Here is a 23,832-nt window from a genome sequence, read left to right on the forward strand (position 1 = left end):
GAATGCGAATAATTCTCAATTGTTATGGAAGGAATGAGCGAATGATGAAATGTGAGGGGCGCGCGGCTGATGGCGGACAGGAGGCTAGCGACGCTGAACAGCGCACCGGGCGGGCAGGGCGATCGCGAGGGATGTGCTTGGCAGCCGCGTCGGCCGGCGCGATGGCCCTGTCGGGTGTCGCCTCCGCGCAGGCTGGCGATCCGGCCGGTGAGGCCTTCGAAGCTGAGCAACGCCAGGAGATCGTCACGGTTTATGGCACGTCAAACCCGCTTCCGGCCTTCGAGTATCCGGGCCAGGTCAGTGTCATCACAAACGACGACATTGAGCTTCGGGCGCCGTCGACCGTGTCGGACCTGCTGCGGGATGTTCCGGGTTTGGCGTTCTCCGGCGGTCCGAGGCGCACGGGCGAGGTGCCGAGCCTGCGCGGCTTTAGCGGCCAGAACGTCCTGATCCTGCTCGATGGGGCGCGCCAGTCCTTCACGTCTGCGCATGATGGCCGCTTTTTTGTCGACCCGGCCCTGCTGGGCTCGGTGGAAATTGTGCGCGGACCGGCCTCGGCACTTTACGGTTCGGGCGCGGTCGGCGGCGTGCTGGCCCTGGAAAGTGCCGACGCCGAAGACCTGCTGCGAGATGGAGAAAGCTGGGGCGCGCGGCTGCGGGCAGGCTACCAGTCGGTGAACGAGGAAACGCTGACCAGTTTCACGGCCTACACCAATACAGGCGCATTTGACGGCCTCGCTTCGATTGGCCTGCGCCAGTCCGGCGATATCGAGCTGGGCGACGGCTCCACCCTGCCGTCGGACGACGAGATCATGACCGGCCTGATCAAGGGGCGGTACGATGTTACAGACGCGTTGTCGCTGGAGGCGTCCTGGCAGCGTTTCGACAATTCCGCCTTCGAGCCGAACAACGGCCAGGGCACGCTCGGGACGGGCGACTCGGTGCTCGACCGGAATGTCGACAAGGACATCACAACCGACACTTACCGTCTCGGCGCCGGGTTCAATCCGGTCAGCGACCTCATCGATGCCCACCTCACGGCCTATCAGACCATCACCGAAGTCGATGAGTTCGACGCGACGGTCCCGCGATCCATTTCCCGCAAGATCGAGACGACCGGTCTCAGCGCGCGCAATGCCTCGCGCTTCGATCTCGGCCCAGTGCAGACGACATTCACGATCGGCGCGGACTGGTATCGCGACGAGCAGTCCGGCTTTGATAGCGCGGCCACTGACGGCGTTCGCGGCGGTGTGCCGGACGCGGAATCGGAATTCATGGGGCTCTTCGCGCAGCTGGAACTGGTGACCGAGCGGCCATTTGGACTGCCCGGCGAACTGATCGTTATTCCCGGCCTGCGCCATGATGAATTCAGCTCCGAATCCAGCAGTGTCACCGGGAAGAATGAAGATGATGCGCTCTCACCGCGCATCGCGGCGAGCTATGGTCCGGCGGGCTGGTTCCGCATATTCGGCAGCTATGCCGAAGGTTTCCGCGCGCCGTCTGTCAACGAGCTTTACCTGGACGGCACCCATTTCGAGGTGCCGCACCCGGTGCTTTTCAATCCGGGAATGGGTTCCTTCGTCTTCGTCACCAATGAGTTCATTCCGAATGCCGGTCTGAAGCCCGAGAAAACAGAGACGGTCGAGTTCGGCGCGGGCCTCGATTTCCAGGATGTGGTTGCCTCCGGTGATCGCCTGCAGGCCAAACTGTCCTGGTATGAGAGCGATGTTGAGGACCTGATCAACCTGTCTGTGGACTTTGCCTATGACGGGACCTGCTTTGCGCCGCCCTTCTTCCCCTGCACGGCGGGCACGACCCGGTCGGCCAATGTCGCCAGCGCCGAGCTGGAGGGCGTAGAGGGGGAGCTACGCTATGACAGTGACCGGTCTTATGTCCGTGCCAGTTACACCTCGATTGAAGGCACGGACCTCGCGACCGGGTCCGACCTTGGTACGCTCACGCCAGACCGGGTTGCTCTCGACCTTGGCCTGAAAGCCCATGAATGGGATGCGATCTTCGGACTCCGCATCCAGCACGCCTCAGACTTCACGCGCCGCGAGAGTGATGGCGCCGGCGGCTTCACCGTCGCGGAGACGCGCGACGCCTATACGGTGGCCGATGTCTATGCGAGCTGGACGCCGGGTTTTGCCAATGGCGTGCGGATCGATGCCGGTATCGACAATGTGTTTGACGAGCGCTTCGAGCGCGTCTTCGAAGGCGTCTACCAGCCCGGCCGCAACTACAAGGTTGCCGCCAGCTGGCAGTTCGGCGGATAGGCCGGGTCAGGCATTTTCCGGGGCGCGGTTGAACTTGCCGGCCTGGTAGTCGGCGATCGCGTCCCGGATTTCCTGCGCAGTGTTCATCACGAACGGGCCGTGCGCGACGACTGGTTCGCCGATCGGGTCGGCATGGCCAAAGAGCAGGAAAGCACCATCGCTGGAGGAAACAGTGACGGCCTCGCCATCATGCGCAAATTCGACCAGGTCGAAGGCCTTGGCGCTCGCCTCGCCCATCGAGACATGGCCGCGCACGACGTAGAAGAACACGCTGCGATCCTTCGGCGCTGGCAGTGCCACCCTGGCGCCAGCGGGCAGGGAGACCATCGACATGAAGACCCCGGTCAGGGAATCGACCGGCCCGGTCTTGCCCTCATATTCGCCGGAAACGAGATGCAGGATCGCACTCTCACCTGCCGGAATTGAGGGGATGCCGTCGGCCTGCACGCCGGTATAGCGCGGCGTTGTCATTTTCAGCTTCGAGGGCAGGTTCACCCAGAGCTGCAGGATTTCCATGTCGCCGCCATCGCGTTTGAATTCGGGCGGTGACAGCTCCGCATGGATGAGGCCGGAGCCTGCGGTCATCCACTGGACACCGCCCGCATGGATGATGCTCTCATGTCCGCCCGTATCCATGTGCGCGAGACTGCCTTCGAGGATGAAGGTCACCGTCTCGAACCCGCGGTGCGGATGGGGGCCGAAAGGCAGGCCATTATTGCCGGGCCTGTAGGTCTGCGGCCCATGATGGTTGAGGAACAGGAACGGATCGACCTGGTCCACAGCGGGCCCTGGCACGGGGCGGCGCGTGATGAGGTCGGCAATATCGTCGCGATAGGCGGCGTGTACCGCCTTGATGGATCTGTCGGTCATGGGAAGACAGATAGGTCGCTCAGCCGGCCTTTTCCACGAAGACGGCACCGACCGAGTATCCTGCGCCGAACGAGCAGATCAGGCCTTTCTCGCCGGGCTTGAAGTCGGCTGAATGCTTGTGGAAGGCGATGATCGATCCGGCCGACGAGGTGTTGGCATACTCATCCAGCACGGTCGGGCTCTCATCGTCGCTCGCCTCATGGCCGAGAACCTTGGACGAGATCAGCCGGTTCATGTTGGCATTGGCCTGGTGCAGCCAGAGGCGGCGCAGCTGCTCGGGCTTCAGCGAAAGCCGGTCGAGTTCGGTGATGATCATCTCCGACACCATCGGCACGACTTCCTTGAAGACCTTGCGTCCTTCCTGCACGAACAGCTTATCCGGCGCCCCCTCACCGGACGGGTCGGCGCGGTTCAGGAAGCCGAAATTGTTCCTGATATTGTTGGAGAATTTGGTCTTGAGCTGCGTGCCGAGGATCTTCCAGTGATCCTTGGGCGCAATCGATTCATCCTCCACCAGCACGGCTGTGGCAACATCGCCGAAGATGAAATGGCTGTCGCGGTCGGTCCAGTTGAGGTGGCCGGACGTGATCTCCGGATTGACCATGAGGACGGACTTTGCATGGCCCGCACGCACGAAATCAGCCGCTGTCTGGATCCCGAAAGTCGCCGACGAGCAGGCGACATTCATGTCGAAGGAGAAGCCCTCGATGCCGAGCGCTTCCTGCACCTCGATCGCCATCGCCGGATAGGCGCGTTGCATGTTGGAAGCCGCACAGATCACGGCATCGACGTCTTTCGGGTCGCGGCCTGCGCGCTCAAGCGCCTGGCGGGCGGCTTTCACTGCGATCTCGGCGAGGATGGATATCTCCTCATTGGATCGCTCAGGGATGACCGGCCGCATCAGGGCCGGATCGGTGACGCCGGACTTGTTGACGACATAGCGCGACTTGATGCCTGACGCCTTCTCGATGAACTCGACCGACGAATGCGTCTTGGCTTCGGCCAGGCCGGCAGCGATATCGGCTTCGTGCTCGGCATTCCACCGGTCAGCCCAGGCATTGAAGCTTTCAACCAGCTCAGCATTGGTGACGGATTCTGGCGGGGTCCAAAGACCGGTCGCGGAAATAACGGGTTTCATTGACTATACGCCCTCCCGATGCCTGGCCTCGAGGGTGGCCAGTGACCTGATTTGGCGCGCAATTAGACACAAGCGAGCAGCGGCGTCGAGACCGGGGACTGCGCCTTGTCAGTCCTTGTCGGTCTTTTCCTTCTCTTTCTCTTCCTGCTCGCGGCGAAGCTCCTCGCGCCATTCGGATTCGGCCCGGTCGGCCCGTTCCAGGCAGTCGAGGCGGGCACGTGCATCGACGATTTCATCGCAGTCATTGCCGCCGATATAGGGCCGGCCCATCGTCGAGCAGCCTGCGGCCAGGAAGGCGCTGGCCAACACCAGGCACGTCATTGTTTTCATTTGTAGAACTCCTGTACTTCCTTGTGGCGCGGACAGCGCGTCTCATGATCGTTGACCATACCGACCGCCTGCATGAACGCATAGACGATGACCGGGCCGCAGAACTTGAAGCCCTTCTTCTTCAGCGCCTTCGACAGCTCTTCGGAAAGCGGCGTCTTGGCGGGGACGTTGGAGACGTCATCGAGCTGGTTGACGATCGGCGCGCCGCCCGTGAACGACCATAGCCAGTGCGAAAAATCCTCACCGGCGTCCATCATGTCGAGATAGGCCTGCGCGTTGCCAATCGTCGCCTGGATCTTCTTGGGGCTGCGGATAATCCCCGGATTCTGCAGCGCTTTCTCGATACGTTCCTGGTCCCAGCGGGCAACGCGCTCGGGCACGAACCCGTCAAACTCCTCCCGGATCGTTTCGCGTTTCCTGAGGATGGTCACCCAGGACAGACCAGCCTGCATGCCGTCGAGCTGCAGCTTCTCCCAGAGCGCGCGGGGGTCGTATTCCGGCACGCCCCATTCCTCGTCATGATAGGCGCGGTAGAGCGGGTCGTCGGCCGGTGCCCAGCGGCAATGCAGCGTTTCGTCAGGCGAGAGATTCAGTCCCATCGCCCAAGGATGCCGCCAATTCTTCTTCAAGCCAATCGGTTTTGATGTGTTGGACGGGCTGCCCATCAACCGACAGGGTTTCCCCCGCCTGCAGCGCCTTGGCGAGACGATCCGTCCGCAGACGCGCGAGTGCGTGCGTGTCTGTTGCGCTGGTGATCTCGCCGACGGGGACGCCAGCCGTAACCTCTTGTCCTGACTGCAGGTTTTTGCCTTCGATCACGACCGTCCGCTTGCGCAGCTTGCCGCGCCGATGGGTGCGGGAGACGACTTCCTGGCCGACAAAACAGCCCTTCTTGAGATCGACCCCGCCTTGCCTGTCCATGTTGATTTCCCATGGAAACACCTCGGCGCCGACAAAGTCCGAGCCCCATTCGGCGACGCCTGCTGGAATGCGGATCGCATCCCATTCGGCCTGGCTCATCTCCGGCACCGAGCCGGCCTCGACGATACGGTGCTGGGGCAAGGCGGCAGAACGCGGGTCGGGCACGCCGTCATCTGTAATGGCGGCGGCGAGTTTGCCATCGACATCGATCTCGACCTTGGCGCGCAGCCGGAACATTTTCAGCCGCTTGGAGAGGTCGCCAACGGCATTGGTGGCGACGTCGAGCAACGCGCCGGTGTCGATGCGATGGGCCACGAAATCGGCGATCACCTTGCCCTGCGGCGTCAGCAGCGCGCCATAGCGGGCCTCGCCGGGCTGCCAGTTGCCGGTATTGTTGGTCACCAGCCGTTCGAGCAGGGCGATCGTGTCCGGTCCGTCGAGGACGAGGATGGAGCGGTTGGGAACGAGGCGTGTCTGCATGGAGGGGATTTAGGAATTGCTCCCCGGAATCTCCAGCAAAATTCCACGAAAGCCGAGGGGGCGAAGACAGTACGATTTCCGTACAATTCCAGTACAATTCCAGTATGATTCCGGTCCATTTTCAGTCTGATCCGGGTCTGACACCGACATCGCGCCCGACAGGCGGCCTTGCCTAATGCCGGACCTCCCCGAACAATCGGCTCGATCCGCGCGCTGATTCGCGCGGCACCTTCGAGGGCCGGGAGACGCAAAAATTGAGACATCTGGCAAGTCTGGCAGCCATCGCGCTGCTGCTCATACCCGCCGGCTGCAACACGACGCAAAAGTCGCGCGCAGCCTGCGAGAGCGATGTCGAGCGCCTGAAACAGTCTATCCGGGACACCGGCGGCTATCTCGAAGACCTGCGCCCGCGCCTGAAGGCCGGCTTCCTCGCCTACGACGATTGCGGCCGGGTGACCGGTGAGTGCCATGCCGAAGCCTGGCTTGCCGAGATGGAGGCGCTGCGCCAGGAGCACATCTACCGGCGCGCCGACTTCAACCGCGCCATCGATCTCTGGCGGCCCGATGCCTGCGTGCCCTATGCGCAGGGCTACCGCCTGAACCCGCCCGAGCCGTCGACCTATAATGGCTACTTCTACAGCTATGAGGAGACCGGCCAGCAGATCGACGAGCTGATCAGCAAGTTCAACCGGCTGGTGAACTAGGCGGGCCTCAGAACCGGACCCTCAGCCCGGCTGTCAGCGTGCTGCCATCGAGATCGTCGGTGACACGACCGCTGAAGGCGGGCGTACCGGAGGTCGTGAAGGTCTGGTCGAGATCCACATCGTAGACCGTGTAATAGCGTGCTTCGGTGTAGACCTCGAAGCGGCTGTTGAACCGATAGCTCACGCCGCCTGCGAACGTGCTGGCCAGGGCAGAGGCCTCGTCATTGATGCGATACGCGCTCGAAGGATCGCTCGCCGGCACGGTGCCGGTGGAAACATCGACCTCGGCAAGCCCGATACCGCCGCCAAGGTAGGGCACGAGTGTCTGGTCGTCGCGCCAGACAATGTCGGAATAGGTGTTGATCAGGAAAAAGGTGACCGACTGGCTGCCGCTAACCGATTGCGGCGCCCCGAACACGCGCGCATTTTCGAGGTCGCTGTCGAACCCCGAGATTTCAAATTCGAGGCGCGGATGGAAATAGGTCCAGTACCGGAAAGGCAGCTGGTAACCGGCAAAGACCCCGTAGGTGCCGGTGTCTTCGAAGGCGAAGTCATTGCGGGCGCCGAGAATCGGGGCGGAGCCGGCAGAGGTCAGCTGCCCGTTGAAGTCGGCGTCGCCCGGAAACGCCCCGCCCGCGAAGAGGCCGGCATAGAAGCCGGATTCGGCGGCATCGAAGTCGAACAGGCCCTGCGCTGAGGCCAGTTGCGGCAGGCCGAGTGCTGTGGCGGCGGCGAGTGCGGATAGTCGGATCATTGGATGTCCCTTCAGGTTGTGCCCTCAGGGGTCTAGCGACGCGGCCGCTCACGAACATCACACAAGCAAGTGTTTCTGATCACGCTCGTGTCAGCGCCCGGTCGGCGGCCGGATCAGGCCTTCAGGCAAGGCAATGCTGTTAGGCGGGATGACATTGAAGCCCTCCGGGCGCATATAAGCGCCATGAGCCAGACCTATGACCTGATCCTGAAGAACGGCACGGTGGTGACACCGGGCGGGGAAGACCGAGTGGATGTCGCCGTGCGCGGCGAGAAGATCGTCGCCATTGGCAAGTTCGATGAAAGCCAGGCGGGCGAGACCTATGACGCGACCGGCCTGCACATCCTGCCCGGCGTGATCGACAGCCAGGTCCACTTCCGTGAGCCGGGCCTCACCCATAAGGCCGACCTCGAGACCGAAGCGCGCTCGGCCGCGCTTGGCGGGGTGACGGCGGTGTTCGAGATGCCGAACACCAACCCGTCGACGACAACGCCGGACATGCTGACCGACAAGCTGAACCGGGCGAAGGGCCGCATGGATGTCGACCATGCCTTCTATGCCGGCGCGACCAATGAGAACCCGCACCTGCTGGCCGAGATGGAGCAGATGCAGGGCTGCTGCGGGGTGAAGGTGTTCATGGGCGCCTCGACGGGCGACCTGCTGGTCAAGGATGATGAAGGCGTCGAAGCCGTGCTGCGCGCAATCAAGCGCCGGGCGGCCTTCCACTCCGAAGACGAATACCGCCTGGAAGAGCGCCGCCACCTTGCCCGCCAGGGCGACTGGCACAGCCATATCGAGGTGCGCGATGTCGAGGCCGCCGTCAGCTCGACCCGCCGCCTTCTTCGTCTGGCAAGAAAGACCGGCAAGCGTATCCACGTGCTGCATATCTCGACGGCCGAGGAGATGGAGCTGTTGCGCGATGCCAAGGATGTTGCTTCGGTCGAAGTGCTGCCGAACCATCTGACGCTGGCGGCGCCCGACTGCTATGACCGCCTCAAGGGCTTTGCCCAGCAGAACCCGCCGGTGCGCGAGCAGCGCCATCAGGACGCGCTCTGGCGTGCGCTCAATGCCGGGATCGTGGATGTCGTAGCGACTGACCACGCCCCGCACACCCGCGAAGAGAAGGAGCGGCCCTATCCGGCCTCGCCGTCCGGCATGCCGGGCGTGCAGACCTTCGTGCCGGTGATGCTGACCCATGTGAACAATGGCAAGCTGAGCCTTCGCCGCTTCGTCGAGCTGACCAGCGCGGGCCCGCAGCGCGTCTTCGGCATCGCCACCAAGGGCCGGATCGCCGAGGGCTATGACGCCGACTTCACCATTGTCGACCTCAAACGGAAAGAGACGATCACGGAAGAATGGTCGAAGGCCAAATGCGGCTGGACCCCCTATGCCGGTTTCGAGGCGCAGGGCTGGCCCATCGCGACCATCATCCGCGGCAACTTCGTCATGCGCGACGGCGAGATCACCCAGAAGGGCGGCGGCAAACCGGTCCGCTTCAACGAGACGCTGGAGCCGGTGGCGGTATAGCCCGGCAAGATTTCGGTACACATCTGAATTTCTTTGGCTAGTCTGGGCGTTCCGGGGGGACGGGCCATGACGCTTGAGCAGTTTTACTTCATCGCTGGAATTGTGTCGTCGGTGGCCGTCATCGCGTCACTGATCTTTGTCGGCTTCCAGCTGCGCCATGCCGCCAACCAGCAGAGAATCGAGACCGCCAGCGGCTATTACGACATCTTCCGCGACCATATGAAAATCCTCAGCGAGGCGGGCATGGTCGACCTCTTCCTGCGCGGCCTGGAGACGGCTCCCGATGCCTTCGAGGCGGCCGACAGGACCCGGCTGAATGTGTTCTACACCATGGTGACGCGGGGCTATCAGGTGCTGCACTACCAGGCCGGGAAGAAGGTGTTCGAGGAGGATTTCTGGCGCCACACCCAGAACCATTTTCGCGACCACCTCGCCTCGAAGTATTATCAGGGCTTCTGGGCGGCCCGGAAGCACCACTTCCCGCCGGCCTTCCGGGAGCTTGTCGATGCGCTGATCAAGGCCGGGCCGACGGCGCCGCTTCTGGAGATGTCGTCATGACCCTCGAACAGGCGGCTCTCATTGCGCAGATCGTTGGCGTCGTGGTCGTCGCCGCGACGCTCATCTATCTTGCCCTGCAGGTGCATCAGGGCGCGCAGCAGATGCGGTCCGAAGCGCGGCAGGCGCAGCTCACCTATGACCAGACAGGCGTCTACAAATTCGTCGACTTCCCGGAACTGGGGCGCATCTTCTCGCAAACCGAAACGCCAAGCTTCGAGGAGAAGACCAAGCTCTTCTTCTGGATGATCGGCCAGATGCGGGCGCGCGAATATGAGTGGCTGCAATTCCAGAATGGCGCGATCACAAAGGAGTCCTGGGAGACCTATCGCGGCGTGATCTTCTTCGTTCTTGGCACTGAACGCGGCCGGGCGCTCTGGCAGGTCTGCCAGGGCTATTTCAATCCGGGCTTCGTCGAGATGGTGGCCGGCATGATGACGGACGTCCCGCCCATAGATCTCTGGGACAGGTTGCACGCGATTGAATAGGGGACGGCCATGACACTGAACGAGGCCGGGAAGGGTCAGGCCGGCTCCTGAGATAATATCCCCGCTGACTCTTTGCCAGTTATGGGTATGGTCGTTGGCATTGCCGCGCGGGTCTCGCCGCGCCTTGCCATAAGGATAGACCATGATTGCCCGCCACTCGCTGTTTGCCGCCTCCGCTTTTCTCGCCGCCAGCTGCCTGACGCCCGCCTCGTTTGCCCAGGAGCGCTCGGCGCATGAGCAGCAGGCGCGCGACATCTATGCGAACGTCATCGCGATCCGGTCGGCGCGCGGGCAGGAAAAGGTCCCCGAAGTTGTCGACTATCTGGTGGGCGAGCTGAAAGCGTCCGGTTTCAGTGACGACGACCTGATGGTCACCGACTATGATTCCAAAGGCGAACCCACCCAGGGCCTGGTGGTCTGGTACCGCGCCGAGGGCGAGCCGGCCGAAAAGCCGATCGTGCTGCTCGCCCATATGGATGTCGTCGATGCGCTGGCCGAGGACTGGGTGCGCGACCCGTTCACCCTGACCGAGGAAGAGGGCTATTTCTTCGGCCGCGGCACGGCGGACAACAAGTATGGCCTGACCAATCTGGTGCAGACCTTCATCCGCCTGAAAGAAGAGGGCTTCGAGCCGACGCGCGACCTCGTCATGGTGCTCTCGGGCGATGAGGAGACCGACATGGTCTCGACCCGCGCCCAGGCAACATATGTCGCGGAGACCATCGACCCGGCCTTCATCCTGAACTCCGACGCGGGCGGCTTGACGCTCGGGACGAATGGCGAGCCGCTCGACTATGGCATCCAGGGCGCCGAGAAGACCTATGCGACCTGGGAAATCACCGTCACCAATCCGGGCGGACACTCCTCCACGCCGCGCAAGGACAATGCGATCTATGAACTGGCCAGCGCGCTCAAGGCCATCGAGGCCTATGACTTCCCGGTCCGTTACAGCGAGCTGACGCTGGCTTCGCTGGAGGCTGCCGGCCGCAAGCGCCTCGACAAGCTGGGTCTCGCCATGCGCGCCTTCGCGGCCGACCCGACCGATGCGGACGCCGTCGCCACGCTGCGCGCCGACCCCTCGCTGATCGGCCAGACGGGCACGACCTGCGTCGCGACCATGCTGCGCGCCGGCCATGCCGAGAATGCCCTGCCGCAATCGGCCACGGCGACCGTCAATTGCCGTATCTTCCCGGGCGTGACCATTGAAGAGACCGAGGCCACGCTGCGCGAGGTGGTCGGCAATGAAGAGGTCCAGTTCAACCTGATCTCGGACTTCCCGGACAGCCCGGAATCCGGCATGCGCGAGGATGTCCTGGCAGCGGTGAAAGCTGCCCTCGCCGAGCGCGGCGTCGATGTGCCGATCATCCCGCACATGTCGGCGGGCGGCACGGACGGCATGCACTATCGCAATCTCGGCTATGACACTTATGGCGTCAGCGCCTCAGCCTCCAAGCCGAACGATACCTATGCGCACGGCCTGAATGAGCGCGTGCCGGTCGACAGCTTCTATGGCGGTCTCGACCACTGGTATGTGATGCTGAAAACCCTGGCAGGCCCGGACGCCTAACCCTCGACCGCCACGCAGCTCACACCCTCAATCGTGAACTGCTCGCCGGTCGAGCGGTTCACGAGCAGGCAGTCGCTGCCATGGGTGACAATGTCGAACACGGTCGGCATGGCGGGGCTCGCCGTCTCGTTCGGCCCGAGCGGCGGTGGCAGGACGGTCAGCGTCGACGTTTCGGTGAGGTCGCCTTCGCCGAGCCTGATCTGCGCGCGTCCGACCGCTTCAGCCGCGACGGCCTTTACGCGCGCCAGAGTGGCCTCGTCAGCGGTTTCCAGCGTGGCTGGTCGCGTGGCGCCACTGGTCTGGCAGGCGCCGGTGAGAAGGCCGGCGCAGCAGGCGAGCGCGAGAGAGAGCGTTTTTCCGGTCATTTCGTGCGCCCTCTGTAGTCGCCCGGCATCGACATGTCACGGTTGCGCTCGAAAATCGGGGATTCCGGCCTGGTGAGGGCCGGGCCTTCGGGCTCTGCCTTGGCGCTGGCCGGCGCCTTCTCGGTGCTCTCGGACGTGGTCGTGCTCGGGCAGCTGCCGGTCTCGCGATAGCCGAGCGCGGTGGCGAGCAGGTTCTCGGCCGGATCGCCAAGCTGGTGGCCGAAATCGTCGGACGCCACGCAGCCGGGCGCGCGGGCGCCGAAGGTGAAGCTCGAATTCTCCGGCACGAAGCCGTCGGCATAGTCGCCGAAGCCCTTGTCGTTCACGCCCTGGAACTGGATCGTGTAGTAGGTCTGGCCGCAATTGTCGGTCGGGTAGAAGCCGTAGGGCTTGCCGCAGGTGATGTTGCCGATGAGCACGACATTCACATCCACCCCGCGCAGCCCGTTGATCACCGCTTCGCTGGCCGAGCAGGTACTGCCGGTCGACAGGACGTAGACCGTGTCGAGGTTGAGCGATGGCAGCGACTGGCCTTCAACGGTCGAGAAGCCGAGCGTCTGCGAATAGAAGGGGATCGGGTTGTTGACCGCCCCGGTGACCGGGTTGATGCCGCCCGTGCCGCTATTGAACTCCAGCGCCTCGAAGGTCGCGCCGCTGGTCTGCGCGCTGCCGGCGATCATGTAGCTGAGCTGGCTGGCGACAGCGAGCAGCCCGCCGCCATTGTAGCGCAGGTCCAGCACAAGGTCGCTGACCCCGGCATCGGCCATCTGCTGCATGGCATCGATGATCTGCTCTTCCGAGGAGAAGGGGCTGAATGTCGTGAAATGGATGTAGCCGACATCGCCTGTCGGGGTCGGGATGACGGCGGTCGATTGCACCGGCTGGCGCACGACCTGCGCGGCAGTCAGCTGCACCGTGCGCGAGGAAGAGGCGCCCGGATCCTGAACGACAAACTCATGGACCTCGCCGGCTGTGTCCGGGAACAGGCCGTTGTTCAGCGCATCGACATTGTTCGAATTGATCATGTCGACGCCATCGACGGACAGCACCTTGCTACCGCGGATGAGTTTGGGCTGACCGGCGTCGAGCTCGGCAGCCGGGGAGCCCGGTTCGGTGTAGACGACGCGGACATCTCGCGGCGGTGTGCTCTGCAGGATGGCGAAATTCGCGCCGTAGCCCGGCTGCGGCGCGGAGTTGCGAGAGGCGAGATAATCCTCGGTCGGCTCGCTGAAATGGAAGTCGTCCTTCGGGGCGCCCGATGGCGTCGTCGCATTGGTTTTAAGCAGGCCGAAGAAGACCAGCCGGTCATTGTAATCGTTCGGATTGCGGTCAGTGACCTCGTCATTCCAGAGATAGGTCTCATTGGTCCAGGAGCGCAGCCAGAACAGCTCCTCTGCGAGCGTGCCCTGCTCGTCCGGGAAGGGATTGCCCTCGATATCGACGCCGGACCTCGGGTTCTGGCACTGCGCCTCGAACTGGCTGGAGGCTGGATAGACGCCGGGCTGATAGGTCGTCCCGCTCGGCGGCGGGGGCGGTGGAGGAGGCGGCGATGGAGCCGCGCCGGCCGATCCGCCGCCACCGCCGCCACCGCAGGCGGCAAGCGTCATGAAGGCGGCAGACGCAAGTAGCGGAAGGATGGAGATGGATTGACGTGACATGCGAATGACCCTGAGAATTAAACTTCTGCGCTATAGGGCCCATGGTGTGATGACGGGTCAAGCTGCAGAGACACGCGCCAGACGATTTGTCAGCCGGCGCCGGAGCAGTCTAGATGTGGGCGCACCTGTTCCGAACAGCCGGGACAGGCCCGGGAAAGCGGCTGGAGGCTGGCTCAGATGAGTGACCGCAAAGGTCTGAACAGGCAGTTGTTCTGGCTCTATGAGGGCACGGGCACGGTATCCTTCTGGTTCCGCTGGGCGCTGCTCGCCTTCGACTTCCTGACCATCGGCTATTTCCTCTGGGCGCCGTTCGATACGCGCGATCGCGGCCATTACACGATCGACTACATCATCGGCGCCGTCATCGGGCTCGACCTGGCGGCGCGCTTCTATATCGAGCGCCACAAGCACCGCTTCTTCCTGAAATGGATCAACTGGGCCGACATGGTCGTCGTCGTGACCATGATCGCGCCGCTGCTGGTCTCGAACTTCGCCTTCCTCCGGATATTGCGGGCGGTGCGGGCCGTGCGGGCCTTCACCTTCATCCGGCGCGTGAAGGGGGTAACGCCCTTCTTCCAGCGCCATGAGCGGATCATCGACAAGGTGACGAACCTCATCGTGTTCGTCTTTGTCACCGCGGCCATCGTCTATGCCACGCAGGTCGGCCGCAATCAGGACATCCATACCTATGTCGATGCGCTCTATTTCACGGTCACGAGCCTGACCACGACCGGCTATGGCGACGTCTTGCTGGAAGGCCAGATCGGGCGGATCGTGGCGATCCTCGTCATGGTGCTCGGCCTCTCGCTCTTCCTGCAGCTCTTGCGTGCCATCGTCGAGCCGGACCATAAGGTGGAGCAGGAATGTGAGACGTGCGGGCTCACGCGGCATGACCGTGATGCGATCCACTGCAAGCATTGCGGCGCACCGATAAAGATCAGGACAGAAGGGCTTTCATGAGTTCAGAGATTCCGTTTCGCGAAGTTCCCTATCTTCCCCAGAGGCTGGTCGTGGAGCATCGCGACGATGGCTGTATCCTGCTGCGCAACGGACAGCCCAAGCGCCCGCACCCGCCGCACATGCTGGCGCCGCTGGTCTACTGGGCAAGCGCGCGGCCGGACCAGGTCTTCCTTGCCCAGCGCGATCCGGAGACGCCATCAAAACCGGGCTGGGTGACCATTACCTATGGCGAGGCGCTGGCCCGTGTGCGCGCGCTGGCGCAGGGCTTCCTCGATTCGGGCGCCGGGCCGGACAGGCCGGTCATGATCCTCTCGCGCAATGCGATCGAGAATGCGCTCGTCATGTATGCCGCGATGTGGGCGGGCAGCCCGGTCGTCCCCGTGACGCCGGCCTATGCCACGCTCAGCGAGGATTTCGCCCGGCTGAAGCATATCGACAGGCTCACCACGCCCGCGATCATCTATGTCGAGGATGGCGCCGAATACCAGCGCGGCCTCGATGGCATTGGGGTGGGCGACCGGCTCGTCCTCTACCGCAAGAGCCGGCCGGGCGGCGTGACCAGCCAGTCGCTCGAGGACTTCGCGTCCCCGCCGACGAGCGCGGTGGACCTCGCCTATGACCGGCTCGCGCCCGACATGGTCGCCAAATACATGCTGACATCCGGCTCCACCGGCGAGCCGAAGGCGGTGATCAACACCCACCTCAACGTCGCCTCGATGGTGAAGATGATCCGCTCGGTCTGGGATGTGGAGCGGCTGGAGGAGATCAGCCAGGGGCCGCAGGTGATGATCTCGTTCCTGCCCTGGAGCCACACTTATGGCGCCCACTCCATCCTGCACTCCATGCTGGACTGGGGCGGCACACTCTACATCGACTGGGGCGGGCCGACGCCTGCACGCCTGCCGGAAATGCTGCGAAACCTCAAGGAAATCGCGCCGACCCAGCACACGACCGTCCCTGCCGCCTGGGCTGCGATTGCGACGGAACTCGAGCAGGACCGGGAACTGGCGAAAACCTTCTTCTCGCGCATCCTGGTCATGGCCTATGGCGGGGCCTCGATGGGCCAGGACATCTATGAGCGGATCCAGAAAGTCGCCGTCGAGGTGACCGGCGAGCGGATCAGCCTCAGCGCTGGCTATGGCGCGACCGAGACCTCGCCCACCATCTCCAATGTCCATTGGCCGAGCGATACGATGGGCCTTATCGGCCTGCCGCTGCCCGGCTGCGAGTTCAAGCTGGCCCCGGTCGGCGAGAAGATGGAATGCCGGGTGCGGGGCGAGGGCATCACGCAGGGCTATTTCCGCGATCCGGACAAGACCGCCGAAGCCTTCGACGAGGAAGGCTTCTACAAGCTCGGCGATGCGGTGAAGTTCAAGGACCCGGAAAACCCCGACAAGGGCCTCGCCTTTGACGGGCGGATCGCTGAGGAGTTCAAGCTCGCCAGCGGCACATGGGTGTCAGCGGGGACGGTGCGCGTGAAGGCGGTCGAGGCCGTGAATGGCGCCCTGTCGGACGTGGTTGTCTGCGGGCTGAACCAGGATGAGATCGCGCTGCTCGGCTTCCTCAATGAGGGCTGGTGCCGGCGCAAGACGGGCCGCAATGTCGGGCTGGCGGAACTCGCCGAAGACGAGACGGTGCGCGGCGCGGTGAAGGATGGCCTGATGGCCTATAACCGCGCCAATCCGAACTCTGCCAAGCGCATTGCCCGCATCCTGCTCGAGAAGGACCAGCCCAAACCCGATGCCGGGGAGATCACCGAGAAGGGCTACATCAATCAGGGCCGCGTCCAGGCGCTCCGCGAGGGCGACGTGAAACGGCTTTATTCCAGGCCGTATGACGACGAGATTATCGAGATCAAATAGCGACGGTCAATCAACACCGTCCGTACAGGGAGCATTATTCATGGCCGATAGCGAGACGACAACGATGACCGGCGCGGATGCGCTGGTTTCTACCCTGGCCGATCATGGCGTGACGGCCTGCTTCGCCAATCCCGGCACCTCGGAGATGCACCTCGTTACCGCGCTCGACCGGGAGACGCGGATAAACTCCGTCCTCTGTCTTTTTGAGGGCGTGGCGACGGGGGCGGCCGATGGCTATGGCCGGGTCAAGGGCGAGCCGGCGATGACGCTGCTGCACCTTGGCGCGGGTTACCTCAATGGCGGAGCGAACATCCACAATGCCAAGCGCGCCAAGACGCCGATGGTCAATGTCATCGGCGACCATGCCGTCGATCACCGCAAATATGACGCGCCGCTGAATTCCGACATCATGGGGCTCGCCGGGCCGAATTCGATCTGGATCAAGTCCGCCGACAGCGTTGGCGCGACGGGCAAGCTGGCGGCTGAAGCCTGGGCGGCGAGCTTCGGGCCTGAGCCGGGGCCGGTCTCGCTGATCCTGCCAGCTGACTCGGCCTGGACCGAAGGCGGTGTGAAGGGCGGCGCGGCCCGGCGCCCGTCCCTGCGCCAGACACCGCCGGAGAAGATCGAGGCGGCCGCCGCTGCCATCGGCCGGGCCAGCCAGCCGGTGATCCTGATCAACGGCACCGCGCTCAGCGAAGAGGGCCTTGGCCATGCCGCCCGGCTGAAAAAGGCGGGTGTACGGATCATCACCGACACCTTCTACGCCAAGATGCGCCGCGGCGCGGGCGTGTTTGCACCCGATCGGATGCAGTATTTCGCCGAAGGCGCGATGGACGACCTGGAAGGTAGCGATCTGATGATCCTCGCCGGCACGCACAAGCCGGCCGCCTTCTTCGCCTATCCGGGCAAGCCCAGCCTGCTGGTGCCGGAGGGCTGCACCGTGCTCGATCTTGGCGGGGCCGATACGGACAGTGCGAAGACGCTGGCTGCGCTGGCCGATGCGATGGGCGCCAATGAGGCTGCCCCGTCAGCACCGCTCGACAAGCCTGACGCGCCGACCGGGGCGCTCGATGCCCGCGCGGTTGGCAAGAGTGTGGCGCGTCACATGCCGGAGAATGCGATTGTGTCGGATGATGGTGTTTCCAATTCGATGCCGGTCTTCCTGTCGACCATCAAGGCCGAGCCGCATGACTGGATGGGCCTGACAGGCGGAGCGATCGGCCAGGGCCTGCCGTTGGCGCTCGGCGCAGCTGTGGCGGCACCCGATCGCAAGGTCATCGCGCTGACCGGCGATGGCGCGGGCATGTACACCGTGCAGGCGCTGTGGAGCATGGCGCGCGAGCAGACCGATGTGACCACCGTGGTCTTCGTCAATCACACCTACCGTATCCTCAATATCGAACTCGCCCGCACCGGCGCCGGCAATCCAGGCCCCACGGCCAAGGACATGCTGGAGATTGGCGGCCCGGACATCGACTGGGTCAGCCTGTCTGAGTCGATGGGCGTGCCCGCGACGGCGGTGACGACCGCAGAGGATTTCGATGCGGCGTTCGAGGAGGCCATGAAGCAGACCGGCCCACGGCTCATCGCGGCGATCGTGCCGGGTTAGGCCTGAAGCCCCACCCCGACCCTCCCCAGGGGGGAGGGGGCGCACGCTTCACCGTTCCTAAGCCCGCGGCCTTATGCACTGACATCCAACCAAAACGCAACGCTACCCCCTCCCCCCTGGGGAGGGTCGGGGTGGGGCCTGGCGCCAACAAAAAAGGGCCGCGATTGCTCGCGGCCCTTGTCCCGGGACAGGCCCAGACAGGGATGTCTCCGGCCAATTTACACTACTCTACAAACTCCCACCGGTCGCCGCCGACATTGCAGGCGGTGGCGGGTTCGCTGACGCGTTGGCCGTTGATGTAACGGTCGCGATAGACGGTGCGGCATTCGCCTGTGTCGCGCGGGGCGCTGTAGCCGGCATTGTAGCCGCCGACAGTTGCGCCATATTCCGGGTCGCTCCAGGCCGGGTTGTCATTGTAGGACGATCCGCCGCCATAGAGTTCCTCGCCCGGGCGCAGGCCGTACTCGCCCTGGCCGCCATAGCCATTGTTCAGACGGACCGGCTGGGCGTCATTATCCCAGTTCTGGCCATAGGGCTGGCGCGTCGGGGCGGGTACGTTCATGCCGCCATAGCGGGCATTGCCCTGCGGGCTGTTATAGACCCGCTCGACGCAGTCATTCGAGGCGCTCCCGGCGATGGCATTGCCGGCAATGGCACCGACCACGCCGCCAATCAGCGCGCCGGCAACCTTGTCGCCATCATCATGGCGGCGGTAGCCATGGCCATAGCCGCGATACCCGTAACCGTAGCCGCGCTTGTAGCGGTGATGACCGCGCCGGCTGTGATGGCCGTCACCATCATCGGCAATGGCTGCGCCGATCAGGCCGCCCGCAATCGCGCCGACAATCGTGCCGGCGGCCTGATTGCTGCTGCGCTCGCGGTCGCAATTGGACTGGTAGTAGCCCTGGTTGTCATAGCCGTAGCCATCATAGCCATAGCCGGAGTAGGAATAGTTTTGGGCAGCAGCCGGAAGGCTGAAAGCCAGCGCGGCGGCGCTACCGAGACAAGCCATGCGGATCATGGATCAAAAACTCCTTTCGCGGGCGTCGGGCCAGGTCAGGCCCTTCACCTCCAGGCTGCACCCTATCAGACCAACCTGAACGCAGGCTGAAGGCCCTGCATGAGGCCAGTCGAGCATTATCCGTGCCACTGGACGGATGGCGCCCTGTGGCCAATATTATGCATATGAGTGTTCTTGATGAGACGGGAAAGCGGATCGGGCGGGCGCGGTACACAGCTGCGCAAGGGCTGCGGTCTGCCTGGTATGGCGCGCAATACATGATCGCCAAGCGGCGCTCGGCCGGGTTCAACCGGCCCGGTGAGCCCCCTTTCAAGCCGCAGAACCCGGTCGACACGAAAGAGCTGCGCGCGGCCTATTTCCGGCTGTTTGCACAGGACAGGGCGAATATCGAGGCCGGGCTCTACCCCGCGCCGGAGGATGTCCGCGTCGCCGATCTCGGCAAGGCTGTGCGCCGGGCCGGGTATTTCCTGAAGGATGTCGCCGAAGTCGACCGCCGCCGCGTCGCGCGCGATGGCGTCGAGGTGCGCGAGACGCTGGAAGGCTCCAACCGCTATCCGGCCTATTACCGCCAGAACTTCCACTACCAGACCGATGGCTGGCTGTCTGATGAGAGCGCGAAACTCTACGATCACCAGGTCGAAGCGCTGTTTACCGGCTCGGCCGATGCGATGCGCAGACAGGCGCTGGCGGCGATTGCGCGCGAAGTGAAGGGCCGCGACCAGCGCGAGGTGGCGCTGCTCGATCTTGCCTGCGGGACGGGCCGTTTCCTGCGCGAGACAATGCGGGCCTTCCCGCGGCTCGATGCGCGCGGCCTGGACCTGTCGCCAAACTATGCCGAGCGCGCGCGCCAGCAGGTTGCCCCCTGGCCGCATGTCGAGATCCTTGAGGGCCAGGCCGAAATCCTGCCGCTGGAAGACGCCTCGCAGGATGTGATCGTCAGCATCTACCTGTTCCACGAGCTGCCGGAGAAGACCCGCCGGGAGGTGATGCGCGAGGCCGCCCGCGTGCTGAAGCCGGGCGGGGCCTTCATCATCGCCGACAGCCTGCAATTCGGGGACAATGAGGGCCTCGACGGCATCCTCGAATACTTCCCGGAAGGCTTCCATGAGCCCTACTACAAGGCCTATCTCGGCTGGGATTTCACCCCGCCGATGAACAAGGCTGGCTTTTCACTGGAGAAGACTGAGAACGCCTTCCTCACCAAGGTGAATGTCTGGCGCAAAGCCTGATCCGGATATGAAAATGCCGCCCCCGGGGGAGCGGCATTTCCTGTCAGGTGATGGACCGGTTGCTTACCAGCTATAGCTCGCACGAGCGTAGACATAGCGGCCCGAGAAGCCGTAGGGGCTGCGGCTCGAATACGGGAAGATGCCGTTGAAGCTCTGATTGCTCGGCGTCATCGTCGGGTATTCGTCGAGGACGTTGTCAGCACCAAGGCCCAGCGAAACACGCTCGGACACCTGGAAGTCGACAGAGGCGTCGATGATCCAGTCGGCTTCAAGCGTGAAGTCGTTGTCCGGATTGTTCGACGGGTCGACGACGTCGCCGAAGCGGGTCGCACGGACATTGAAGTCCGCGATCTTGTAGCCATAGTCGGCCGACAGGATCAGCTTCGTTTCAGGCGCCGATTCCTCAAGCGTCAGAGTCCGGTCACGCCCGAACAGGGTCAGGCTCGGAATGACCTGGTTCTGCGGCACGTCGGTTACTTCGGTCTTGGAGTAGTTGAACGCCGCGGACACGCCGAGATCGCCCATGTCGCCAAAATCGAAGTCATACTTGGTGACGATGTCGATACCGGTTGTTTCCGTCTTGATGCCATTCTGGAAGAAGCGCACCAGCTGCGCGTTCACGCCGGCATCGGCCAGCACTTGCTGGACTTCAGCACCGCCCAGGTTTTCCGTCAGGAAGATCTGGTCGTCGATGTCGATGCGGTAGGCATCGATGGTGACGAACCAGTCCGGCGTCGGCGTGATGACCGTACCGAGCGAGTAGCTCACGGACTCTTCAGCCTGCAGCTGGCCGCCGCCGAGGGCGATGGCGGCCGGGGAGGTTGCCGGGAAAGTGCCGACTTCGAAGGGCACACCGTCGATGAAGTTGGTCGAGATGGCCGTGAAGTATTGCTGTTGCAGGCTCGGGGCGCGGAAGCCGGTCGAGATGGCACCGCGAATGGCGACCTGGTCGGTGAAGTCGTACCGGCCGGCGATCTTGCCGGTGGTCGTGTCACCGAAGTCGGAATAGTCCTCATAGCGCAGGGCGGCTGACAGCAGCGTCCTGTCATTCGGTTCCCATTCGACTTCGCCATAGATGCTGCTTGCATCGCGGCCTTCATCAACAGCCGATTCCGGCGTGAAGCCCGGGAAGACCTGGCTGCCGGCTGCGGCTGTCGGCGAGATCGGGTTGCCGAAATAGTCGGTGGCCGGGAACGGCCCCTGGATCCAGGAGGCTTCCTCGCCGGCTTCGATCTCGAAGTTCTCGTCGCGGTATTCGGCACCGAAGGCGAGCGTCGTCGTGCCCGGCAGCAGGGTGTCGAAGGTACGCACGATGTCGGCGTTGAAGGTCAGCTGGTCGAATTTCAGCGAACCGGCATCGAAGCTCGTCTGGCTCGTCGGGCCAAGCGAGGCGTTGAGCGAGTTGTTCACCGAATAGTCGAGCTCGTTGGAGCCCTTCACGACGGAGACGTCATAGTCCCACTCATTCGCCGTGCCGCGGATACCGCCGCCGAGGCTGTAGTCGAGCACGTCGCCGCCGATGACCGGCAGGAAGCCGGCGGGATAGATCTCGGCAATATTGCGCGCGTCGATGGCGCGGCGGTAGAAGCCGGGGCTTTCGCCTTCACGGTCCTGGACACCGCCAAAGGCATAGAGCTCGGCGCCATTGTCGAGCGTGTAGCCGGCATTGAAGAAGCCGTTGATGTTCTCCGCGCGGCCATTGCCGTAATTGTGGTTGAGGCGGTTGAAGGTACGCTCGGCCTCATCGAATTCCGGCAGGTCCGGGAATTGCTGGCGCGGGTCCAGGCCAGCGCGGTTGGTGCGCTTGCGCAGGGAGTATTCAGCCGAGACGGTCAGGAAGCCGTCTTCACCGAGGCCGAAGCCGGCCCAGCCGCCGACCGTCGTCGTCTGGCCGTCGATCTCGCTGCGGTTCAGGCCTTCCGGATCGGTGACGTGCGCGCCGTAGCGGACATTCACGCCGCCGCCGGAGCTTTCCTCACGCAGCAGGACGTTGATCACGCCGGCAATGGCATCGGAGCCATACTGGGCCGACGCGCCGTCCCGCAGGACCTGGACGCTGCCGATGGCCGTGGTCGGGATGGTGTTGAGGTCGACGGCGGCCGAACCGCGGCCAACCGACCCGTTGATGTTGACCAGCGCGGCGCTGTGGCGGCGCTTGCCATTGACCAGGACCAGCGTCTGGTCGGGCGCGAGGCCGCGCAGCGTGGCAGGGCGGACAATGTCGGTGCCGTCATTGATGGCGGTCTGGTTGAAGTTGAAGCTCGGAACCGTCGTCGTCAGGATCTGGTTCAGCTCGACACGGCCGGTGTCGGTCAGTTCCTCGACCGGAAACACATCGACCGGCACGGCGGTTTCAAGGGCGGTGCGGTCTGCCGACCGCGTACCGGTTACTACAATCTGTGACTGGCGGAGTTCGTCGCCGCCGCTCGTTTCTTCCTGGGCCAGCGCCGGGGACGCCAGTAGCAGCGCCAGGGGTGCGGCTGCCAGAAGCTGTTTTTTGAAGTTTTTCACTGTTTTGCCTCTCAACTCGATACAGTTGGGTACAGATTCCTCGTCCAAATCTGCGGGCTTGAAATCGAGTAGGTTGTCGGGCGAAACAAGGTGGCAGGAGAGATGCGCTCGGAAGCGTGTCGTTTATGTGACAGGTGTGCCGCGAGATTGGGCACGATTTAATCGGATATTGGGCATGACAAACAACAGACTTGCACTGATAACAGGCGCATCGGCCGGTTTGGGGGCAGAATTTGCGCGCCAATATGCCGAGAAGGGCTGGGATGTCGCGCTGACCGCCCGGCGGGCCGACCGTCTCGACAAGCTCGCTCGCGAGATCGAGGAGAAATACAAGGTCGCCACGCTGGTGATCACGCAGGACCTTGCGCTCGTCAAAAGCGTCGATTCCATCCTGCACGAATTGAAAGAAGCAGGCCGGCATGTCGACGCGCTGGTCAATAATGCCGGCTATGGCCTGCCCGGGACCTTCTTCAATACGAGCTGGAAGGATCAGGCACAGTTCATCCGCGTGCTCTATACCGCGCCGATCGAGCTGGTGCACAAGCTGCTGCCCGGCATGGCCGAGCGCAATTTCGGGCGGATCATCAATGTCGCCTCGCTCGCCGGTTATGCGCCGGGCACGGGCGGCCACACGCTCTATGCCAGCGTGAAGGCGGGCCTGATCAAGTTCTCCGAGAGCATCCATGCCGAGGCGAAGGATGCCGAACTCGACATTCACTGCACCGCGCTCTGTCCGGGCTTCACCTTTACCGAATTCCACGATGTGAACGGTACGCGCGACATGGCCAATGAGTCGCCGAAATGGATGTGGATGGAGGCCGGGCCGGTCGTCGAAGCCGGGATTGACGGCGTCACGCGCGGCCATCCGGTCGTTGTCCCGGGGGCCGTGAACAAGGGCGTGGCGACCCTGACGCGCATCCTGCCCGAGCCGCTCGGCCGGGAACTGATGAAACGCCAGTCAAAGCGCTTCCGGAAGATGGAAAACGACTGAAGACCGGCAGAGGCGC

General features: G+C 63.6%; 21 protein-coding genes. 11 read left to right on the forward strand and 10 right to left on the reverse strand.

Annotated elements, in window-relative coordinates; all coding sequences use genetic code 11:
* Positions 1–41 precede the first annotated feature (41 nt).
* Positions 42–2,276 carry a TonB-dependent receptor domain-containing protein gene (locus D1227_RS09985; RefSeq protein ID WP_233350044.1) on the forward strand — a complete coding sequence of 745 codons (2,235 nt, stop codon included), beginning with the start codon at positions 42–44 and terminating at the stop codon, positions 2,274–2,276.
* Positions 2,277–2,282: 6 nt separating this feature from the next.
* Here the strand turns inward: D1227_RS09985 and D1227_RS09990 are convergent, their stop codons facing one another.
* The 5 genes from D1227_RS09990 to ygfZ all read right to left on the reverse strand — a co-directional run bounded on the left by D1227_RS09990 (position 2,283) and on the right by ygfZ (position 6,015).
* Positions 2,283–3,146 carry a pirin family protein gene (locus D1227_RS09990; RefSeq protein ID WP_119404610.1) on the reverse strand — a complete coding sequence of 288 codons (864 nt, stop codon included), beginning with the start codon at positions 3,144–3,146 and terminating at the stop codon, positions 2,283–2,285.
* 19 nt (positions 3,147–3,165) lie between these two features.
* A complete protein-coding gene (locus D1227_RS09995) occupies positions 3,166–4,284 on the reverse strand; it encodes a beta-ketoacyl-ACP synthase III (RefSeq protein WP_119404611.1) in 1,119 nt (372 codons plus the stop codon).
* A gap of 108 nt (positions 4,285–4,392) precedes the next feature.
* A complete protein-coding gene (locus tag D1227_RS10000; protein WP_119377544.1) occupies positions 4,393–4,614 on the reverse strand; it encodes a hypothetical protein in 222 nt (73 codons plus the stop codon).
* On the reverse strand, positions 4,611–5,213 hold the full coding sequence (locus D1227_RS10005; RefSeq protein WP_119404613.1) for a DNA-3-methyladenine glycosylase I: 603 nt from the start codon (positions 5,211–5,213) through the stop codon (positions 4,611–4,613). The genes D1227_RS10000 and D1227_RS10005 overlap by 4 nt, the downstream gene beginning before the upstream one ends.
* Positions 5,191–6,015, reverse strand: coding sequence for a CAF17-like 4Fe-4S cluster assembly/insertion protein YgfZ (gene ygfZ, locus D1227_RS10010; protein ID WP_119404614.1), 825 nt, complete (start codon positions 6,013–6,015; stop codon positions 5,191–5,193). The genes D1227_RS10005 and ygfZ overlap by 23 nt, the downstream gene beginning before the upstream one ends.
* A 254-nt stretch (positions 6,016–6,269) precedes the next feature.
* On the opposite strand from ygfZ, the gene D1227_RS10015 reads away from it, so the two are divergent.
* On the forward strand, positions 6,270–6,719 hold the full coding sequence (locus D1227_RS10015) for a hypothetical protein (protein WP_119404615.1): 450 nt from the start codon (positions 6,270–6,272) through the stop codon (positions 6,717–6,719).
* 7 nt (positions 6,720–6,726) lie between these two features.
* On the opposite strand, the gene D1227_RS10020 is transcribed toward D1227_RS10015, so the two are convergent.
* Entirely contained in the window at positions 6,727–7,473 is a 747-nt protein-coding gene (locus tag D1227_RS10020) for an outer membrane protein (protein WP_119404616.1), read from the reverse strand.
* Between the two features lie 183 nt (positions 7,474–7,656).
* Between D1227_RS10020 and D1227_RS10025 the strand changes: the two genes are divergently transcribed.
* The 4 genes from D1227_RS10025 (at position 7,657) to D1227_RS10040 (ending at position 11,610) form a co-directional block, all read left to right on the forward strand.
* Positions 7,657–9,000 carry a dihydroorotase gene (locus D1227_RS10025; protein WP_119404617.1) on the forward strand — a complete coding sequence of 448 codons (1,344 nt, stop codon included), beginning with the start codon at positions 7,657–7,659 and terminating at the stop codon, positions 8,998–9,000.
* Between the two features lie 66 nt (positions 9,001–9,066).
* Positions 9,067–9,558, forward strand: coding sequence for a hypothetical protein (locus tag D1227_RS10030; RefSeq protein ID WP_119404618.1), 492 nt, complete (start codon positions 9,067–9,069; stop codon positions 9,556–9,558).
* Positions 9,555–10,043: a hypothetical protein gene (locus tag D1227_RS10035; protein WP_119404619.1), complete on the forward strand. Its 489-nt coding sequence runs from the start codon at positions 9,555–9,557 to the stop codon at positions 10,041–10,043. The genes D1227_RS10030 and D1227_RS10035 overlap by 4 nt, the downstream gene beginning before the upstream one ends.
* 142 nt (positions 10,044–10,185) lie before the next feature.
* Entirely contained in the window at positions 10,186–11,610 is a 1,425-nt protein-coding gene (locus D1227_RS10040; RefSeq protein ID WP_119404620.1) for a M20/M25/M40 family metallo-hydrolase, read from the forward strand.
* Here the strand turns inward: D1227_RS10040 and D1227_RS10045 are convergent.
* Both D1227_RS10045 and D1227_RS10050 read right to left on the reverse strand, forming a co-directional pair.
* Positions 11,607–11,975 carry a hypothetical protein gene (locus D1227_RS10045; protein WP_119404621.1) on the reverse strand — a complete coding sequence of 123 codons (369 nt, stop codon included), beginning with the start codon at positions 11,973–11,975 and terminating at the stop codon, positions 11,607–11,609. The genes D1227_RS10040 and D1227_RS10045 overlap by 4 nt on opposite strands.
* Positions 11,972–13,633, reverse strand: coding sequence for a S41 family peptidase (locus tag D1227_RS10050; RefSeq protein ID WP_119404622.1), 1,662 nt, complete (start codon positions 13,631–13,633; stop codon positions 11,972–11,974). The genes D1227_RS10045 and D1227_RS10050 overlap by 4 nt, the downstream gene beginning before the upstream one ends.
* Before the next feature lie 177 nt (positions 13,634–13,810).
* Between D1227_RS10050 and D1227_RS10055 the strand changes: the two genes are divergently transcribed.
* The 3 genes from D1227_RS10055 to D1227_RS10065 all read left to right on the forward strand — a co-directional run bounded on the left by D1227_RS10055 (position 13,811) and on the right by D1227_RS10065 (position 18,064).
* The gene (locus D1227_RS10055; protein WP_119404623.1) at positions 13,811–14,593 is read left to right on the forward strand and encodes an ion transporter; all 783 of its coding nucleotides are present in this window, start codon (positions 13,811–13,813) and stop codon (positions 14,591–14,593) included.
* Complete coding sequence (locus D1227_RS10060) at positions 14,590–16,455, forward strand: feruloyl-CoA synthase (RefSeq protein WP_119404624.1); 1,866 nt, start codon at positions 14,590–14,592, stop codon at positions 16,453–16,455. The genes D1227_RS10055 and D1227_RS10060 overlap by 4 nt, the downstream gene beginning before the upstream one ends.
* A 64-nt stretch (positions 16,456–16,519) precedes the next feature.
* Entirely contained in the window at positions 16,520–18,064 is a 1,545-nt protein-coding gene (locus D1227_RS10065) for an acetolactate synthase large subunit (protein WP_119404653.1), read from the forward strand.
* A 223-nt stretch (positions 18,065–18,287) separates the two neighbouring features.
* Here D1227_RS10065 and D1227_RS20035 read toward each other — a convergent pair whose 3' ends face one another.
* On the reverse strand, positions 18,288–19,085 hold the full coding sequence (locus D1227_RS20035) for a hypothetical protein (RefSeq protein ID WP_199288317.1): 798 nt from the start codon (positions 19,083–19,085) through the stop codon (positions 18,288–18,290).
* Positions 19,086–19,231: 146 nt separating this feature from the next.
* Between D1227_RS20035 and D1227_RS10075 the strand changes: the two genes are divergently transcribed.
* Positions 19,232–20,314, forward strand: a complete 1,083-nt coding sequence (locus D1227_RS10075; protein ID WP_233350049.1) for a class I SAM-dependent methyltransferase — start codon at positions 19,232–19,234, stop codon at positions 20,312–20,314.
* Between the two features lie 63 nt (positions 20,315–20,377).
* Here the strand turns inward: D1227_RS10075 and D1227_RS10080 are convergent, their stop codons facing one another.
* A complete protein-coding gene (locus tag D1227_RS10080; RefSeq protein WP_119404626.1) occupies positions 20,378–22,825 on the reverse strand; it encodes a TonB-dependent receptor plug domain-containing protein in 2,448 nt (815 codons plus the stop codon).
* A gap of 175 nt (positions 22,826–23,000) precedes the next feature.
* On the opposite strand from D1227_RS10080, the gene D1227_RS10085 reads away from it, so the two are divergent.
* Positions 23,001–23,816 (forward strand): SDR family NAD(P)-dependent oxidoreductase, encoded by an 816-nt coding sequence (locus D1227_RS10085; protein WP_119404627.1) that lies wholly within the window; start codon positions 23,001–23,003, stop codon positions 23,814–23,816.
* The last annotated feature ends 16 nt before the right edge of the window (positions 23,817–23,832 follow it).

This window comes from Henriciella mobilis (assembly GCF_003576315.1).
GTDB classification, from domain to species: Bacteria; Pseudomonadota; Alphaproteobacteria; order Caulobacterales; family Hyphomonadaceae; genus Henriciella; species Henriciella mobilis.

Bases quoted from the DNA above. Each gene is read 5' to 3' on its own strand.
- D1227_RS10005 (WP_119404613.1), bottom strand. From the start codon at position 5,213: ATGGGACTGAATCTCTCGCCTGACGAAACGCTGCATTGCCGCTGGGCA.
- D1227_RS10030 (WP_119404618.1), top strand. From the start codon at position 9,067: ATGACGCTTGAGCAGTTTTACTTCATCGCTGGAATTGTGTCGTCGGTG.
- D1227_RS10085 (WP_119404627.1), top strand. From the start codon at position 23,001: ATGACAAACAACAGACTTGCACTGATAACAGGCGCATCGGCCGGTTTG.
- D1227_RS10000 (WP_119377544.1), bottom strand. From the start codon at position 4,614: ATGAAAACAATGACGTGCCTGGTGTTGGCCAGCGCCTTCCTGGCCGCA.
- D1227_RS10050 (WP_119404622.1), bottom strand. From the start codon at position 13,633: ATGTCACGTCAATCCATCTCCATCCTTCCGCTACTTGCGTCTGCCGCC.
- D1227_RS09990 (WP_119404610.1), bottom strand. From the start codon at position 3,146: ATGACCGACAGATCCATCAAGGCGGTACACGCCGCCTATCGCGACGAT.
- D1227_RS10055 (WP_119404623.1), top strand. From the start codon at position 13,811: ATGAGTGACCGCAAAGGTCTGAACAGGCAGTTGTTCTGGCTCTATGAG.
- D1227_RS09985 (WP_233350044.1), top strand. From the start codon at position 42: ATGATGAAATGTGAGGGGCGCGCGGCTGATGGCGGACAGGAGGCTAGC.
- D1227_RS10035 (WP_119404619.1), top strand. From the start codon at position 9,555: ATGACCCTCGAACAGGCGGCTCTCATTGCGCAGATCGTTGGCGTCGTG.
- D1227_RS10045 (WP_119404621.1), bottom strand. From the start codon at position 11,975: ATGACCGGAAAAACGCTCTCTCTCGCGCTCGCCTGCTGCGCCGGCCTT.
- D1227_RS10020 (WP_119404616.1), bottom strand. From the start codon at position 7,473: ATGATCCGACTATCCGCACTCGCCGCCGCCACAGCACTCGGCCTGCCG.
- ygfZ (WP_119404614.1), bottom strand. From the start codon at position 6,015: ATGCAGACACGCCTCGTTCCCAACCGCTCCATCCTCGTCCTCGACGGA.
- D1227_RS10040 (WP_119404620.1), top strand. From the start codon at position 10,186: ATGATTGCCCGCCACTCGCTGTTTGCCGCCTCCGCTTTTCTCGCCGCC.
- D1227_RS10060 (WP_119404624.1), top strand. From the start codon at position 14,590: ATGAGTTCAGAGATTCCGTTTCGCGAAGTTCCCTATCTTCCCCAGAGG.
- D1227_RS10025 (WP_119404617.1), top strand. From the start codon at position 7,657: ATGAGCCAGACCTATGACCTGATCCTGAAGAACGGCACGGTGGTGACA.
- D1227_RS20035 (WP_199288317.1), bottom strand. From the start codon at position 19,085: ATGATCCGCATGGCTTGTCTCGGTAGCGCCGCCGCGCTGGCTTTCAGC.
- D1227_RS09995 (WP_119404611.1), bottom strand. From the start codon at position 4,284: ATGAAACCCGTTATTTCCGCGACCGGTCTTTGGACCCCGCCAGAATCC.
- D1227_RS10065 (WP_119404653.1), top strand. From the start codon at position 16,520: ATGACCGGCGCGGATGCGCTGGTTTCTACCCTGGCCGATCATGGCGTG.